General features: G+C 67.6%; 15 protein-coding genes. 11 read left to right on the forward strand and 4 right to left on the reverse strand.

From position 1 onward, the window contains the following. The first annotated feature begins 11 nt into the window (after positions 1–11). Both ACW176_RS11685 and ACW176_RS11690 read left to right on the forward strand, forming a co-directional pair. A complete protein-coding gene (locus ACW176_RS11685) occupies positions 12–1,613 on the forward strand; it encodes a peptide chain release factor 3 (protein WP_492109246.1) in 1,602 nt (533 codons plus the stop codon). Beyond that, positions 1,610–1,987, forward strand: a complete 378-nt coding sequence (locus tag ACW176_RS11690) for a methylglyoxal synthase (protein WP_492109247.1) — start codon at positions 1,610–1,612, stop codon at positions 1,985–1,987. Before ACW176_RS11685 ends, ACW176_RS11690 begins: the two co-directional genes overlap by 4 nt. Before the next feature lie 636 nt (positions 1,988–2,623). Here ACW176_RS11690 and ACW176_RS11695 read toward each other — a convergent pair. After that, positions 2,624–3,100 (reverse strand): ribonuclease H family protein, encoded by a 477-nt coding sequence (locus tag ACW176_RS11695; RefSeq protein WP_492109248.1) that lies wholly within the window; start codon positions 3,098–3,100, stop codon positions 2,624–2,626. A 429-nt stretch (positions 3,101–3,529) separates the two neighbouring features. Between ACW176_RS11695 and ACW176_RS11700 the strand changes: the two genes are divergently transcribed. The 6 genes from ACW176_RS11700 (at position 3,530) to cckA (ending at position 9,795) form a co-directional block, all read left to right on the forward strand. Continuing rightward, complete coding sequence (locus ACW176_RS11700; RefSeq protein ID WP_492057859.1) at positions 3,530–4,906, forward strand: hypothetical protein; 1,377 nt, start codon at positions 3,530–3,532, stop codon at positions 4,904–4,906. A 102-nt stretch (positions 4,907–5,008) separates the two neighbouring features. Then, on the forward strand, positions 5,009–5,308 hold the full coding sequence (locus ACW176_RS11705) for a TonB family protein (protein WP_492109249.1): 300 nt from the start codon (positions 5,009–5,011) through the stop codon (positions 5,306–5,308). 151 nt (positions 5,309–5,459) lie between these two features. Beyond that, a complete protein-coding gene (gene fliQ / locus ACW176_RS11710; RefSeq protein ID WP_419317750.1) occupies positions 5,460–5,723 on the forward strand; it encodes a flagellar biosynthesis protein FliQ in 264 nt (87 codons plus the stop codon). 16 nt (positions 5,724–5,739) lie between these two features. Beyond that, the gene (gene fliR / locus ACW176_RS11715; RefSeq protein WP_492109250.1) at positions 5,740–6,495 is read left to right on the forward strand and encodes a flagellar biosynthetic protein FliR; all 756 of its coding nucleotides are present in this window, start codon (positions 5,740–5,742) and stop codon (positions 6,493–6,495) included. A 9-nt stretch (positions 6,496–6,504) separates the two neighbouring features. Continuing rightward, positions 6,505–7,590 (forward strand): flagellar biosynthesis protein FlhB, encoded by a 1,086-nt coding sequence (gene flhB, locus ACW176_RS11720; protein WP_492109251.1) that lies wholly within the window; start codon positions 6,505–6,507, stop codon positions 7,588–7,590. A 117-nt stretch (positions 7,591–7,707) separates the two neighbouring features. After that, the gene (gene cckA / locus ACW176_RS11725) at positions 7,708–9,795 is read left to right on the forward strand and encodes a cell cycle histidine kinase CckA (protein ID WP_492109252.1); all 2,088 of its coding nucleotides are present in this window, start codon (positions 7,708–7,710) and stop codon (positions 9,793–9,795) included. A 59-nt stretch (positions 9,796–9,854) separates the two neighbouring features. Here the strand turns inward: cckA and ACW176_RS11730 are convergent, their stop codons facing one another. Beyond that, entirely contained in the window at positions 9,855–10,352 is a 498-nt protein-coding gene (locus tag ACW176_RS11730; protein ID WP_419317742.1) for a 3D domain-containing protein, read from the reverse strand. A gap of 88 nt (positions 10,353–10,440) precedes the next feature. Between ACW176_RS11730 and ACW176_RS11735 the strand changes: the two genes are divergently transcribed. From ACW176_RS11735 to ACW176_RS11745, 3 genes are read left to right on the forward strand one after another with little or no spacing between them, the layout of a single operon-like run. Further along, complete coding sequence (locus ACW176_RS11735) at positions 10,441–11,025, forward strand: glutathione S-transferase family protein (protein ID WP_492057854.1); 585 nt, start codon at positions 10,441–10,443, stop codon at positions 11,023–11,025. 19 nt (positions 11,026–11,044) lie between these two features. Next, positions 11,045–12,076 (forward strand): phospholipase C/P1 nuclease family protein, encoded by a 1,032-nt coding sequence (locus ACW176_RS11740; protein ID WP_492109253.1) that lies wholly within the window; start codon positions 11,045–11,047, stop codon positions 12,074–12,076. A gap of 4 nt (positions 12,077–12,080) precedes the next feature. Continuing rightward, positions 12,081–12,527: an NUDIX domain-containing protein gene (locus tag ACW176_RS11745; protein ID WP_419317737.1), complete on the forward strand. Its 447-nt coding sequence runs from the start codon at positions 12,081–12,083 to the stop codon at positions 12,525–12,527. Between the two features lie 9 nt (positions 12,528–12,536). Here the strand turns inward: ACW176_RS11745 and ACW176_RS11750 are convergent, their stop codons facing one another. After that, complete coding sequence (locus tag ACW176_RS11750; protein WP_492109254.1) at positions 12,537–12,905, reverse strand: UrcA family protein; 369 nt, start codon at positions 12,903–12,905, stop codon at positions 12,537–12,539. A gap of 145 nt (positions 12,906–13,050) precedes the next feature. Then, positions 13,051–15,585 carry a cell cycle histidine kinase PleC gene (pleC, locus tag ACW176_RS11755; protein WP_492111921.1) on the reverse strand — a complete coding sequence of 845 codons (2,535 nt, stop codon included), beginning with the start codon at positions 15,583–15,585 and terminating at the stop codon, positions 13,051–13,053. Between the last annotated feature and the right edge of the window lie 36 nt (positions 15,586–15,621).

Here is a 15,621-nt window from a genome sequence, read left to right on the forward strand (position 1 = left end):
AGTTCCGCGCCATGAGCACTTCCCCCGCCGCCCAGGCCGCCCGCCGGCGCACCTTCGCCATCATCAGTCACCCTGACGCCGGCAAGACGACCCTGACCGAAAACCTGCTGCTGGCCGGGGGCGCGATCCGCGCGGCCGGCGCGGTGCGGGCGCGCGGCCAGACGCGGCGAACCCAGTCGGACTGGATGAAGATCGAGCGGGAGCGCGGGATCTCGGTGTCGGCCTCGGTGATGACGTTCGACCACGACGGTCTGATGTTCAACCTGCTCGACACCCCCGGCCACGAAGACTTTTCGGAAGACACCTATCGCACCCTGACAGCCGCCGACGCGGCGATCATGGTGCTGGACGCCGCCAAGGGCATCGAGCCCCAGACCCTGAAGCTGTTCGAGGTGTGCCGCCTGCGCGACATCCCGATCATCACCTTCATCAACAAGATGGACCGCGAGGCCCAGGACCCGTTCGAGCTGCTGGACGAGGTGTCGTCCAAGCTGGCCCTCGACCCCGCGCCGCTCTATTGGCCGGCCGGCTCGGGCGGACGTTTCAAGGGCATGCTGGACCTGCGCAAGCAGACCTTCATCCCCTATGCCAAGAAAAGCTCGACTGACGACGATGGCCATCCCGCGCCGGTCGCCCTGAAGTCCAACGCCATCAGCCGCTTCCTCGAGCCCGAGGAACAGGCCGAGGTCGAGGAGGGCGCGATGCTGGTGTCCGAAGCCGCCAAGCCGTTCGATGTGAAGAGCTTCCTCGAGGGGCACATGACCCCGGTGTTCTTCGGCTCGGCCCTGCGCCACTTCGGCGTGGCCGAACTGCTGGCCGGCATCGGCGCCTATGCCCCGCCGCCGCATCCGGCCCGGGCCATGCGCGCCGGCGTCGAGACCCATGTCGCGCCCGGCGACGCCGAGGTCTCGGGCTTTGTGTTCAAGGTCCAGGCCAATATGGACCCCAATCACCGCGACCGGATCGCCTTCCTGCGCCTGACCAGCGGCCGCTTCACGCGCGGCATGAAGCTGAAGGCCCAGAACACCGGCAAGTCGATGAGCGTCAACGCCCCGGTGATGTTCTTCGCCAGCGACCGCGAACTGGCCGAGGACGCCTATGCCGGCGACGTGATCGGCATCCCCAACCACGGCGTTCTGCGGGTGGGCGACAGCCTCAGCGAAAGCGGGACCCTGCGTTTCGCCGGCCTGCCCAACTTCGCCCCGGAAATCCTGCGCCGCGTGCGGGTCAAGGATCCGCTGAAGGCCAAGCACCTGAAGAAGGCGCTGGAAGGCCTGGCCGAGGAAGGCGTCACCCAGCTGTTCCGCCCCATGCTGGGCAGCTCGGACTTCATCGTCGGCGCCGTGGGCCAGCTGCAGTTCGAGGTCATGGCCGACCGCCTGGGCGGCGAATACGCCCTCGACGTGATCTTCGAGCCCAGCCCCTATGCCGAAGCCCGCTGGATCAGCGGTACGCGGGCCGACGTCGAGGACTTCCAGGACAAGCACAAGACCGCCATGGCCACCGACATCGACGACCAGCCGGTGTTCCTGGGCAAGTCGTCCTGGGAGATCGGCTATGTCACGGAGCGTTTCCCCAAGGTTCGGTTCGAGCGGACGCGGGAGCGGGGGTGAGCGCGCGCCCGTCCATCGGCCTGGTTGCCCACGACGACCGCAAGGCCGCCCTGGTCGACTGGGCGATGGCGCACGCTGACTTTCTGGCCGGCAAGACGCTCTACGCCACCGGCACAACCGGCGGCCGTATCCTCGAAGCCTTGCCCGACCTGAACCTGACACGCCTGAAGAGCGGCCCTCTGGGGGGCGATCTGCAGTTGGGCGCGCTGATCGCCGAAGGGCGGCTGGATGTGCTGATCTTCTTCGTCGATCCGCTGTCGCCGCAGCCGCACGACGTGGATGTGAAGGCTCTGATCCGGATGGCGACGCTGGCCGACATCCCGTTCGCGTGCAATCCGGCGACAGCCGACCTGATCGCCGGCGGGCTGGGCTAGCGAGAGCGGTCCGGAGTGCGGACCCTTTCGAAGTCCTTGCTTTGAGCGGGCTTCTGCCGACCGTCTATCCCCGCGCCCGCACGGGGATAATCGTCCCTCCGCCCCAGCAAATTCAATGCCCTAACCGCCGCACCTAGCGTCACGATCGAAAATCGACGCAGCCCCCTGAAAACCTCCAGCATAATCACTCTTGTCCCGCCACTGGGGAGGCCGTCCAGCTGGCGACCTGACGGGTGGCGGGGGCGGTTGTGCGGGTCGCGCCCGTCGGCCGTCGTCGAAGGCCCGGCGGGGTCTGGCGGAGCGGATCGGTCCTGCGGGTGCCGAACGTGATGAAGCCGGATCCGGACCGCCGGGAACGCCCTTTGGCGACGCCCGGCAAGGCGCTCCAGGCGCGGGCTGAAATCGCCCGCGCGGTCCGGAGGGGTCGCTTCCCCTCCGCCCGCCTGGGGCCTCTGATCGGGAGCGGGTTAAAACCCCGCGCCCCGAGGGCTCATCGGATAACGATCGCGCGGAGCGCTCCGGCCACGGCCGAAACGGTACTCCTCTACACCCTCATCCGGGCCTGGCCCGGACGCTCCGCCGCCTCCCCAATCTCGCCGGTGAAATCCGGCGAGGATGCGAACCTGTGCTCGTTGTCTAACCCGGGAACTTCAGCAGGTTGGGCTTGGGGATCGCGGCCTTGAAGCTGCCGCGCGTCTTGGCGGTGTCGAGGCCGAAATCGGCCCAGGCGGCCAGAAAGCCGGCGGCCGGCGCGTTGGCGGGCAGGGGCGCGAGGTTCAGAACGGGGCGGGCGGCGACGGCCGCTCGGGCGGCCGCCCAGGCCTCGGGCTCGGCCGTGGCATAGGCGCCATCGGCGCTGACCAGTTCGGTCGCGAGGGCGCGATCTTCGAAATACAGGGTCACAGCGGCATTGGCGGGCTGATCCGTGAGGCTGGCCAGGGCCTCGGTCAAGGCGATCAGCGACATGCGGGCGCCGCTGGTCCGCCGTTCGCCGCCGGCCGCGCCCTTGATCGCTTCGGGGCCGCTCACGCCCTCCAGCCGCCGCACGAAGGACCAGCCGCCATAGCCAGGGTCCGAGCGGCACAGGCTGGCGGTCCACAGAATGACGGTCATGGCGGGCTCCCTCGCGCTGGAGCCGGATTTCTAGCGCGTTTCGTGGGGAAGGGGAGGGGGCGGCTCAGGGCCTGCCATGCTCGGACCCGTTCTGGCGCGCGCTCGCTGTGGAACGAAGGGTAAACAGCTTCTTAAGTTTGATGGTTAACGTCATCTTTGCAATGGTGAACAATGTTCTAACGCCATGGGTTTGCGACGCGACCCTACCTGTGGGAGCGGTAGCAAGAAATGTGCCAGAATGGGTCAAAACCCATTGAATTTGCGGGTCTTGGCGTGTTTTCACGAGCGTCCCCGACTATTTATGGTTAACGCGCCGTAAACACCTATTAACCACTTGTTAAGTCTCTTGGCTCCGGCTTTGCTCCTGATGCGTTGAACCCTTGCCGGACGTCCCGGTGTGGGACGGTCCGTGTGCGGAGATGCGCGTCGATGTTCGAGTTCGGTCGTGATCTGAAACGTCTCTTCGGCGTCGATGCCGGAGCGGAGTCCAAGGCGGCTTCGTATCGCGAGGGCCTGACGGGCGGCGACACCTCGCTGCTCGAGCTTCTCGATATAAGACTGCTGACCAACGAGGCGCGCTCGGCCGATGTGGCGGCGGGGCGCATTGGAACCAAGGATCGTGGCGCGCGCCTGTTTGAGGCCGCCGTGGTCTGGCGCGAGCTGGCCCGCCGATCCGGTGACGCTGCAGCCCTGCGCAAGGCCGCCTCGCACGCCGAGGCCGCCGGCAAGATCTTCGAAAGCGAACGTCGCCTGGAGGCCCTGGCCTCGACCCGATGCGAGCAGGCCGTCCTGGCCATTCTGGGCGCCGATCTGTTCGGCGACGAGGGGCTGAACGCCGCCGCCGGCGCGGCCCTGACCCTGGCGCGCACGGCGCCGGGACAGCGCTGCGGCCTGGCCATGGCCCTGGTCGCGGGTCTCGATGGCCGCGCGGGCCTGGCCGAGAACAATATCGATCGCGCCCTGGCGGCTGTGCAGGGCTATGACGCCCCGCTGCGCGCCCTGGCCGCCGCCAAGCGCGTCAAGGGCGGTTCGGCCCGACTGCTGCTGGCCGAGCAGCGCGCCGCGCGGATCGAACTGATCCTGATCTGCGGCGCGCGCCTGAAGGATCGCGCCCTGACCCAGCTGGCGATCACCGAGGCCACGGCCGCGGCCGCCGCCCTGGATCCTGATTTCGAACCCCTGACCTGGTCGCGGCTGGAAGGCCTGCGCGGCTCGGCCCTGGTGCAACTGGGCGAGCTGGACGGCGAGCTGGCCCAGATCGCCGATGGCGTCGAGGCCCTGACCGCCGCGCTGGAGCCGCTGTCGATGGACCACAGCCCGATGGACTGGGCCCGCGCCCAGGCCGCGCTCGGCGCCGGTCTGCAGTCTGTGGGCGAGGCCACGACCTCGGACCGCGCCTTCGAACAGGCGGTGACCTGCTATGACCGCGCCACCCAGGTGCTGAAGGTCCAGCCGGCCCTGGCCCTGCGCGCCGTGGTCGCCAACAACCGCGCGCTCAGCCTGGCGCGCTGCGCCGAACTGACCGCCGATCTGGCGGTGCTGGACGCCGCCGAGATGGCGTTCAAGACCGAGCTTTCCGCCCAGCCCGGCGGACGCGATCCGGCCTCCTGGGCCGTGGCCCAGATGAATCTGGCCCGGCTTTACGAGGCCCGGGTCGAGATCACCGGCCGCGACGACGGGCGGCTGGACCGGGCGGCCGTGGCCCTGGCCTGCGCCTTCGATGTGTTCTCCGAGCTTGGCCTGCGGTCGCTGACCGATCTGGCGGCACAGGGACTGCAACGCTTGAAGGCGGCTCACGCCCACTGACCCGGATCGGGACAAAGGGGGCGGCAGGGTCGCCCCGTCGAAACAAAGGTCGGCGCGTCGCCCAGGCGACGCAGCGGATCAAGAATTAACAGGGACGAAATCGTGATTGCTTCGCTTGTTCTCGCCGCCGCTCTTTCCAACGCCGCGCCGGCCAAGGCCGACACCGACCTCCTGATCCCGGCGTCGCAGCCGCGCGAAGCCGTCGCTATCCTCAACTGCCTGGTCAAGGACGACGGCCACCTGACCGCCTGCACCGTCGAAGGCGAGAGCTCGCCGGAACTGGGCGTCGGCGACGCCGCCCTGAAGATGGCCGCCCAGTTTCAGGTCGACCTGCTGGGCCCCGACGGCAAGAGCCGCGCCGGGTCTTATGTCCAGGTGCCGGTGCGGATCCGGATCCGCTGATCTGACCGATGTTCGGCGGCTTGCGGCGCAGCGTCGCGGTCGCCGTCCCGGCCTCCGCATCCTCAACTCCTAACGCCCTGTTAACCATACTCGACGCATGTTGAAGCCTCGATTCTGAGCCCTGTTCGGCTCGCTTTCACGAGGCTTTTGGATGACCGGCGCCGAAGTTCTTGATGTCGGTCGCGATGCGATCTGGCTGACCCTTCAGCTTTGCGCGCCCGTGCTGATCGTGGGTCTGGTGGTCGGCGTGGCCATCGGCCTGTTCCAGGCCCTGACCCAGATCCAGGAAGCCACCCTGGTCTATGCGCCCAAGATCGTGGCCATCTTCGTGTCCCTGCTGATCTTCCTGCCGCTGATGGGGGCCCTGATGGCCGGCTTCATGCGCCAGATCGCCGCCCGCATCGCCGGCATGTAGGGGAGGCGAGGGCCGCTTGGACTCCTACGCGACAGCCGCCCAGGTCTATGTCGCCGGCCTCGTTTTTGCGCGGGTCGGGGCCATGGTCATGCTGATGCCCGGCATCGGCGACGACTCGGTGCCGCCGCGCGTTCGTCTGGGTTTTGCCCTGCTGATGTCGATGCTGCTGACGCCGCTGCTCCAGAACACCGTCCCGGGTGTGCCGACGTCGGTCGGCGGCCTGTGGGGCCAGGTGATCCACGAGATCCTGATCGGCCTGATGATCGGCTCGGTGCTGAAGCTGTTCTTCACCGCCATGTCGACGGCCGGCGAAGTGATCTCGATGCAGACGACCCTGTCGTTCGCCCAGACCACAAACCCGTCGATGGGGCAGTCCAGCACGGCGGTGGCGACGTTTCTGTCGATGCTGGGTCTGACCCTGATCATGGCCACTGACCTGCATCACCTGTTCATCGGGGCGATCGTCAAGTCATACGACCTGTTCCCGTTCAGCCGCGCCGTGCCGGTGCAGGACGCCGCCACCCTGGCGGTGCGCACCGTGGCTGAAAGTTTTTCCCTGGGCATCCAGCTGGCCGCCCCGGTGATCGTATTCTCGCTGGTGTTCAATCTGGCCGTCGGTCTGGTGGGGCGGGTCATGCCGTCGTTCCAGATCTTCTTTGTGGCCTCGCCGCTCAGCGTGATCCTGGGCCTGTCTCTGCTGGCCCTCAGCCTTGGCGGCATCGCCATGGTCTGGACCGACCGCTACCGCGACCTCCTCCTGATCTTCAACTAGGGGCGGACCATGGCGGAAGACACAGACAACGACTCGAAAACAGAAGAACCATCAGCCAAGAAGCTGTCGGACGCCAAGGCCAAGGGCGACGTCGCCAAGAGCGCGGACGTTCCCCAGCTGGCCTCGCTGATCGGCGCCGTCGCGGTGATCCTGATGGCCGGCGGCTGGCTGACGCGCGATCTGTCGGCGGCGCTGGTGCCGTTCCTGGCCTATGCCGGCCAGATGGATCTGAGCAGCGGCGGGGCGGTTATCATCGCTCGCCAGGCCATCATGGCGGCCTTGCCGCCGCTGGTCCTGGTCATGCTGACCACGGCGATCTTCGGCTTCATCGCCCACGTGGCCCAGACCGGCTTCATGATGACGCCGGAAAAGATCAAGCCCGATTTCAAGAAGCTGGATCTGATCAAGGGCATGGGGCGGCTGTTCGGCATCGACGGCCTGGTGCAGTTCGCCAAGTCGGCGCTGAAGTTCATCGCCACCGGCATCATCGCCTATTACGTGCTCAAGCCTCATGCCAGCGAGGTGGTCAATATGGTCGGGATGGACCCGTCCCATATGATCCCGGCCTCGATGAAGCTGGCGACCAAGCTGTTCTTCGCCGTGATCCTGCTGTTGATCCTGACCGCAGGCTTTGACTGGTTCTGGCAACGCCAGCGGTTCATGACGCGCATGCGCATGACCCTTCAGGAGGTCAAGGACGAGTACAAGCAGTCGGACGGCGACCCGCACATCAAGGCCAAGCGCCGCCAGATCCAGATGCAGCGTTCACGCCAGCGGATGATGCAGGCGGTGCCCAAGGCCACGGTGGTGGTCATGAACCCGACCCACTACGCCGTGGCGCTGAAGTACGAGCCGGGCGAGACGCCCGCGCCGCTGTGCGTGGCCAAGGGCATGGACGACCTGGCCCTGAAAATCCGCGCGGTCGCCGAGGAGCACGGCGTGCCCGTCCTGGAAGATGCGCCCCTGGCCCGCGCCCTGTATGCGACGGTCGAGATCGACGAAGAAATCCCGGCTGATCATTTCGAGGCTGTGGCCAAGGTCATCGGCTTCATCATGAACGGCAAGAAGCCGAAGGCGCGGGCCCGTCCGCTCTAATTGGCCGTTTTTAAAGCGCAATTCAGACGCCCTCTGACCTTGCGTTCCATAAAGAGTATCCTCGGATCGGCTCAAGCTGAGTCGCGACCGGGCTTTGAACAAGGATTGCAGTCGTCCATGGCCGAAATGCCCGTCCAGGACATTGTTGATACCGGCGTCTCGCGCCGCCGCTTCGACCCCTATATCTGGGGCGCGGCGATCTTTTTCGTGGCTGCGGCAGGCCTGGCGGCGGTTCCCGCCCTGCGCGCCGGACCGGCCACCCTGGCGGGGTTGCTGCTGCTGGGCGGCGTTGCCGGCGTCGCCATTCTGGGCCTCGTGGCCATTCGCGCCTCGGCCCACCATGAGAGCGACCTGGACGCCGCCGAAGGCTTCATCGACGCTTTGAACGAACCCACCGCCCTGGTCGCCGCCGACGGGCGTCTGCTGGCGGCCAATGTCGCCTGGCGGCTGATCATGGGCGATGCGCGCCGACTGCCCAAGGGCGTGGCGGGCTCGGGCCTGTTCGCGGCCCTGGTCCGGGCCCGCAAGGGCGAGATGGCCGAGGGCCTTCTGCGCGTCGACGGCGCCGACCGAGTCGCCACCGTGTCTCGCCTGGCCGGCGGCCGTCTGCTGGTCCGCCTGGCGCCGCCCGCCGTCATCCAGACCATCGCCGCCGAGGCGCCGCCCGTGTCCCTGGCCCCGGCCATGGCCCCGCCGCCCGGTTCGCTGGACGCCTTTTCCGGCGCCTCGCCGTTCGGCGCCGCCCTGCTGGAGGGGCTGGATCCCTTCAATTCCCGCATTCTCGAGGCCAATCCGGCGCTGACCGCCATGGCCGGCCCCGGCGCCAAGGCCGGTGTATTGTTTGGCGAACTGATCGAACCGGTCACCCGCACCGAGGCCGAGACCCGCATGGCAGGGGGCAGGGCCGGGCCGTTCGAGGTGCGCCTGTCGCGCGACCCGACCCGCATCGCCCACCTCTACCTCTATCGGGCCGAGGGGCGGCTGGTCGCCTACATGATCGACGTGTCCGAGCAGAAGCAGATCGAGCTTCAGCTGGCCCAGGCCCAGAAGATGCAGGCCATCGGCCAGCTGGCCGGCGGCGTCGCTCACGACTTCAACAACCTTCTGACCGCCATCCAGCTGCGCCTGGACGAGCTGCTGCATCGCCACCCGGTGGGCGACCCGTCGTATGAGGGCCTCAACGAGATCCGTCAGACGGGCGTGCGCGCCGCCGATCTGGTGCGCAAGCTGCTGGCCTTCTCGCGCAAGCAGACCGTGCAGCGCGAGGTGCTGGATCTGGGCGAACTGATCTCGGAATTCGAGGTCCTGCTGCGCCGCCTGCTGCGCGAAGACGTCAAGTTGATCACCGACTATGGCCGTGACCTGCCGCAGGTTCGCGCCGACAAGAGCCAGCTTGAGACGGCGGTCATGAACCTGGCCGTCAATGCCCGCGACGCCGTGCGCGCCGCCAAGGGCGGCGGCATCGTGCGCATCCGCACGGCCCGCCTGACCCAGGAAGAAGCCGTCGCTCTAGGCTTCCCGGGCGCCGACGGCGACACCGCCTTCATCGAGGTCAGCGACGACGGTCCGGGCATTCCGCCCGACGTCATGGGCAAGATCTTCGACCCGTTCTTCACCACCAAGCCGGTGGGCGAGGGCACGGGCCTGGGCCTGGCCACCGTCTATGGCATCGTCAAGCAGAGCGACGGCTGGATCCACGTCCATAGCCGCCCGGACGAGGGCGCGGCCTTCCGCATCTTCCTGCCGGTCCACGTGCCGACCGCCGCCGCCATCGCCGAGGCCGCCGCCGTCGCCGCTCAGCCGGTCAAGGCCCGTCCGCCGCGTGACCTGTCGGGCGCCGGCCGCATCCTGTTCGTCGAGGACGAGGACGCCGTGCGCGGCGTCGCCGCCCGCCTACTGCGCGCTCGCGGCTATGAAGTGCTGGAGGCCTGCGACGGTGAGGAAGCCCTGCTGATCGCCGAGGCCCATGCGGGCACCATCGACTTGCTGATCAGCGATGTGATCATGCCCGGCATCGATGGACCGACCCTGCTGAAAAAGGCGCGTGGCTATCTGGGCAATGCGCCGGTGATGTTCATCAGCGGCTATGCCGAGGCCGAGTTCAGCGACCTGCTGGAAGGCGAGACGGGCGTGACCTTCCTGCCCAAGCCGATCGACATCAAGACCCTGGCCGAGCGCGTCAAGCAGCAGATGCAGGCGGCCTAGAGCGGCCGTCAACGGATCGGGATGGAAAAGCGGCGCTGGCTTGCGCCGTAAAGCCCGGCCTATTCCGGCGGGCAGCCCTTGAACTCGCCGACCTTGCTGACCGACAGGTGGCTCAGGTTCAGGCCCATCAGCGGGTTCATCGATGCGCGGCCCGAGCCGCTGAACAGGTCCAGCTTCAGGCCCTTGATCGCGCCGCCGACGTCGGAGGCGTACCAGTAGCCGTCGTGCGTGCCGCCATCGGGCATGGGCAGGCCGACGGTTTCCTTGATGAACAGCACGGTGCGGCGCGGGATGACGGTCTTGTCGACGGCGACGGTGCGCATCGCCACGACCTTGCAGCCCAGCGAGTCCAGACCGCGGATGCCCTTGGCGCCGGCGTGATACAGCGTCGCCCGCATCTTGTATTCGAGCGTGCCCGGAATGGTGCCCGTCAAGGCGCCCGTGATCAGGTCGCCGAGCGGATCAGGCGCGGACTCGGAGTCCGAGCCGGCGGCGAAAGCGGGAAGAGCGGTGGACATGGCCATAACGGCCAAAATTCCGGCGAGCGTGCGACGCATCGAGGGAATCCTCTTATCGGCGTATCTGTCGGGCTGGGCTCTGGATAGTCCGATCACGGCCGCGTGACAACCCTCGGGAGGAGAACTCATGACCCTTCGCATCTACGGTGACACGAAATCGGGCAACTGCCTGAAGGTGAAGTGGACCGCCGAGCGACTGGCCCTGCCGTTCGCGTGGATCGAAGTCGACATCCTGCAGTCGCAGTCGCGGACGCCGGAATTCCTGGCCCTGAACCCCGCAGGGCAGGTTCCGGCGGTGATCCTCGACGACGGTCGGGCCCTGGCCCAGTCGAACGCCATCATGCTGCATTTGGCCGAGGGTTCAGCGCTGATCCCGTCTGACGCCTTTGATCGCGCCAAGATGTATGAATGGCTGTTCTGGGAGCAGTACAGCCACGAACCCTATGTCGCCGTCGCGCGGTTCCAGGTCTCCTATCTGGGCAAGCCGGTCAGCGAACTGGACGCCAAGCTGCTCGAGCGCGGGAACAGCGCCCTGTGTCGCCTGGAAACCCAGCTGAAACAGACGCCGTACCTCGTGGGCGAACAGCTCACTCTGGCGGATATCGCGCTGGTGGCCTACACCCGGGTCGCCCACGAAGGCGGGTTCGATCTGTCGCTGTATCCCGCCGTCCAGGCCTGGATCAGCCGGGTCGAGGCCGCCCTGGGTCTTTAAGTCGTTTCGCGGAGCTTCCATGTCGCGCCTGTCGTCCAGCCTCAGGGTTCTCGCTATCGGGGCGGCGCTCGCCGCGCCCGCCAATTCCGCTCTGGCCTGGGGCTCGTCGGGCCACCGTCTGGTGGGCGTGCTGGCCGTTCAGGGCCTGCCGTCAGACGTGCCGGCCTTCCTGCGCACCCCGACGGCTGTGGCGGCGATCGGCGAATATGCCCGCGAGCCGGACCGCTCGAAGGGCTCTGGCAAGATCCACGACCATGACCGCGACGCCGCCCACTTCCTGGACGTCGACGACCAGGGGCGGATGTACGGCGGTCCGATGTTCACGGTCGAGGCCATGCCGGGAACCCGCGCCGACTACGAAACGGCCCTGCGCGCCGCCGGCGTCGACAGCTGGAAGGCCGGCTACCTGCCTTACGCGATCATCGACGGCTATCAGCAGCTGGTGAAGGACTTCACCTACTGGCGCATTCTGGTGGCCGCCGAAAAGTCGGCGACGGATCCGATGAAGAAGGCCTGGTACGCCGCCGATCTGAAGCGCCGCGAGGACCTGCTGATCCGCGACCTGGGCGTCTGGGCGCACTATGTGGGCGACGCCAGCCAGCCGATGCACCTGTCGGTCCACTACAATGGCTGGGGCGATTATCCCAACCCCAACGGCTACACCCAGTCCCGCTCGACCCATTTCAACTTCGAAGGCCCTCTGGCCAAGGCTGTCGGCGACCAGGCCCAGGTCAAGGCCCTGATGCCGGCCTACAAGGACTGCGCCTGCTCGATCGAGACCCGGGTCGTCGGCTATCTGACCACGACGTGGAAAGAGACAGAGCCGCTGTATGCCCTGGAAAAGGCCGGCGCCCTGGTCGACACCGATCCGCGCGGCAAGGCCTTCACCCAGGCTCGCCTGGCGGCCGGCGCGACCGCGCTGCGTGACCTGGTGACGGAAGCCTGGCGGGAAAGCGCCAACGGCAAGATCGGCTATCGCCCGGAGATCAGCGTGGCGGACGTCGAGAGCGGCAAGGCCGATCCGTGGCCTGATCTCTACGGCAAGGACTGACCCCTTGCTCGCGTTCGGCCAGCCGGCGCCGGGGCTAAGCTATCTGGACCGCCCCGCAGCCTTCGGCATCGTCGAGAACACCCTCGGCGAGATCGCGGTCGTGCGGGTGACCAAGCCCGGCAAACCGCCCTATTTCGACCTGCCGGGGGGCGCGGTCGATCCGGGTGAAACCGAACCTCAGGCCGTGGTCCGCGAATTTGGCGAAGAGACCGGCCTGGTGGTCGAGGTCGATGACCTGGTCGTCACGGTCTCGCAGGTCTTCCTGAAGTCCGACGGCCAGCCCGTGCGCAATTTCGGGGGCGTCCACACGGCGCGCATGATCGAACTGAAGGCCGGGCTCAAGGTCGAGGACGATCATGAACTGGCCTGGCTGGATCCTCGCGACGCCGTGGTCGCCTTGCGCCACGACGCCCATGCCTGGGCCGTCGCGGCGTGGATGCGTCAAGGCTAGAGGGCTGGCCTAGAACAGGCCGATCGAGCGCGTGGCGAAGGTCGCCGGCTGAGCGCGGCGCGCGGCGCGCAGATCGGACAGCTGGGTGCGGCTCAGTTCGCTCCGCAGATCGGCGCTGAAATCCTGATAGCAGGCGCGGATCGACAGGCCGCGCAGCTTTTCCTTGGCGGTGCGTGCGGCGCAGACTTCGTCGGCGGCCTGCTCGGCGCGCCGCATGAACTGGGCGGCGTCGGAAGGACGCGACAGCTCCAGGTCGCCGACCTGGATCCGGGCGGGTTGAACGGGTTCGGCGGCGTGAGCGGCGGTCAGGCCGATGATCGGCGTAGCGGCCAGAGCCAGGGCGGCCACAGCGGCCAGACGGTTGATGAACTTGGACATTGGGTAACTCCCTCGATGTGCGCCAGGCGCGTTTTCTGAGTGAGGGTTTAGATCCGACAGAACGCAGATACCCGTTACGTCTGCTTCATGACGCGGAATTAAGTCTATGAAAATAAAGTCATAATTGGCCCCGGCCCGATCGTGATCAGGCGGCGGCGAAGTCGCGGCCGGAATGGATCTCGCTCTGGCGGATCGGCAGGGTGAAGCTGACCGTCGTGCCTTCGCCCGGCGTGCTGGCCATTTCCAGCGCCCCGTCATGCATCTCGATCAGCGACTTGGTCAGGGCCAGGCCCAGGCCGGTGCCCTGGGTGGTCTTGGAGAGCTGGCTCTCGACTTGTTCGAACGGACGGGCCAGGCGCGCCAGGTCTTCCTTGGCGATGCCGATGCCGGTGTCCTGCACCGAGACCCGCACGCGCTCGCCCAGGGGATCGCGGCGCACCTCGGCGCGGATCGTGATGCTGCCGGCCCGGGGCGTGAACTTGATGGCGTTGGACAGCAGGTTCAGCAGCACCTGCTTGACCGCCCGATAGTCGGCCTCGATCTCGGGCAACTGCGGGAAGTCGATCAACAGCTTCAGGCCGGCGGCCTCGGCGCGATTGCGCACCAGACGCACGGCGTCCTCGGCCACGTCTTCCAGGTTCAGCGGCTCGAACTTGAGGTTCATCTTGCCGGCTTCGATCTTCGACATGTCGAGAATGTCGTTGATCAGGGCCAGCAGGTGCTGGCCGGAATTGTGGATATCCTGACTGTAGCCCTTGTAGCGCTGGTCGCCGAGCTGACCGAACATCTCGTTCATCATGATCTCGGAGAAGCCGTTGATGGCGTTCAGCGGGGTGCGCAGCTCGTGGGACATGTTGGCCAGGAATTCGCTCTTGGCCTTGTTGGCGCCCTCGGCCTTGACCTTCTCCATCTCGTACTTGCGGGCCAGCTCGGCCAGTTGCTCCTGACTGCGCTCCAGGCCGTTGACGGCGCTCTGCAGCTGTTCCTCGTTGAGGCGGCGGGCTTCTTCCTGGTTCTTGATGGCGGTGATGTCGGCGGCGGTCATCACAAGGCCGCCTTCGGCCGTGCGGCGCTCGCTGATCTGGATCCAGCGACCGTCCATCATTTCGGCCTCGCGCACGCCCTTGGCGCCGTCGGGCGCCGGATAGTCCTGTTTGATGGCCAGGGCCGCGAAGCGGTTGACCTCGGCGCGGGCCGCGCCGGGCTTGAGCAGCTTGGGCTCCAGAGAGAAGACGCTGCGGTAGTTGCGGTTGCACATCAGCAGCCGGCCCTGGCGGTCCCACAGCACAAAGGCCTCAGAGACGCTCTCGATGGCGTCGCGCAGGCGGTTCTCGGCGGCCTGGGCGCGGGCCTGGGCCAGGCGCTCTTCGGTGACGTCCAGAGCCACGCCGATGATGCGTATATAGCCGTCCTGACCCGGCTTGCCGAAGCCCTGGCCGCGGGCGTCGACCCAGATCGAGCGGCCGCCCTGCTGGGTGGCGGGCACCCGGAACGAGACGTCGAAGGCGCCATACATCGCGGCATTGGCCAGGGCCTGACGGACGCGCTCGCGGTGATCGATCGAGATGCGGTCCAGCAGATCCTGACCCGAGACGATGCCGCCGCCGCCCCAACCGAACATCGCGCCGGTGACATCGGACAGGAACACCTGGTCGGCGCGCAGGTCCCATTCCCAGATGCCGCAGCGCGCGGCCTCGACGGCGAGGCGGAAGCGCTGCTCGCTGTCGACGAATTCGCGGTGTGCGATCTCGGCCTTGCGGCTCTGTATCATCAGCAGCAGGGCCAGGGCGATGCCGACGCCAAGGGGCGCCAGCAGATTGAAGGCGCCTTCCATGACCTGGCGGTCCAGGTTGGCGACATTGCGCGACCGCGCGCCGGCCACGGCCAGCAGGGCGCCCTCGGCCAGGGGCTGCACGGCCACGTCCAGCAGGGCGCCATTGGCGGCCTGGCCGCGCAGGGCGGCGCCCTTGCCGCCGACGTCTTCCATCGACAGCGCGAAGGCGTCGCGGAAAGTCTGCATGCCCTGAACGATCCGGCCCTGGGTCGCGACCAGGCTGCCGTCGGGCAGGGCGATGGCGCGGGCGCCGCCCTGGCCGGGGTCGACGAGCAGTCGGCTGGGATCGCCACTGGCGATGATGAAGTTGCGGCCGGTCGACGCCGGGGCGACGGCGGCGACATACAGGCGGCCGTTGTCGCCCGCCGCACCGATCCAGGTCGAGCGCCCCGACGCGGCCGCTGCGCGGGCGGCGGCTTTCCAGTCCGCGCCCTCGTCGCGACCGGCCACGGCCTGGACGGCCGATGGCCCGGCGACCGCCACGGCCATCGCTTCGCCGCCGCTGGCGCGCAGGGCGATCTCGGCGGCGTCCATGGTGTCGGCGGGGTCGCGCTGGAGGATGTCTGAGGCCGCCGAAAGACCGGCGCGCTGGGCGGCCAGATTGGCTTCAATGCGGCTGGCCACCAGGCTGGCTTCTATGGCGAGACTGGCGCCGCCGGGCGCCATGGCGGCCTCGTCCTGCAGGCGCTTGACGCCGAAAGCGGTGTAAACGGCCAGCAGGAGCAGGGCGGCCAGGATGGCGACGCGGACATAGACCTGCGACGGCGAACGCGCGGTGATCGACCGCACGACGCCCGCCGCGGAAAGTCCGGCTCCCGCCAGTCTTCCGGGTCTCGCATCCCCAATTCTCAAACGCCCAAGGCTCCCGAACAACAGTTTGGC

This window comes from Caulobacter sp. FV1ye13L (genome assembly GCF_058681155.1).

What these genes read in the sequence shown, in the direction of transcription:
- ACW176_RS11730 (WP_419317742.1), bottom strand. Translation starts at nt 10,352, where the DNA reads ATGCGTCGCACGCTCGCCGGAATTTTGGCCGTTATGGCCATGTCCACC.
- ACW176_RS11700 (WP_492057859.1), top strand. Translation starts at nt 3,530, where the DNA reads ATGTTCGAGTTCGGTCGTGATCTGAAACGTCTCTTCGGCGTCGATGCC.
- cckA (WP_492109252.1), top strand. Translation starts at nt 7,708, where the DNA reads ATGGCCGAAATGCCCGTCCAGGACATTGTTGATACCGGCGTCTCGCGC.
- ACW176_RS11735 (WP_492057854.1), top strand. Translation starts at nt 10,441, where the DNA reads ATGACCCTTCGCATCTACGGTGACACGAAATCGGGCAACTGCCTGAAG.
- ACW176_RS11695 (WP_492109248.1), bottom strand. Translation starts at nt 3,100, where the DNA reads ATGACCGTCATTCTGTGGACCGCCAGCCTGTGCCGCTCGGACCCTGGC.
- ACW176_RS11685 (WP_492109246.1), top strand. Translation starts at nt 12, where the DNA reads ATGAGCACTTCCCCCGCCGCCCAGGCCGCCCGCCGGCGCACCTTCGCC.
- ACW176_RS11740 (WP_492109253.1), top strand. Translation starts at nt 11,045, where the DNA reads ATGTCGCGCCTGTCGTCCAGCCTCAGGGTTCTCGCTATCGGGGCGGCG.
- fliQ (WP_419317750.1), top strand. Translation starts at nt 5,460, where the DNA reads ATGACCGGCGCCGAAGTTCTTGATGTCGGTCGCGATGCGATCTGGCTG.
- flhB (WP_492109251.1), top strand. Translation starts at nt 6,505, where the DNA reads ATGGCGGAAGACACAGACAACGACTCGAAAACAGAAGAACCATCAGCC.
- ACW176_RS11750 (WP_492109254.1), bottom strand. Translation starts at nt 12,905, where the DNA reads ATGTCCAAGTTCATCAACCGTCTGGCCGCTGTGGCCGCCCTGGCTCTG.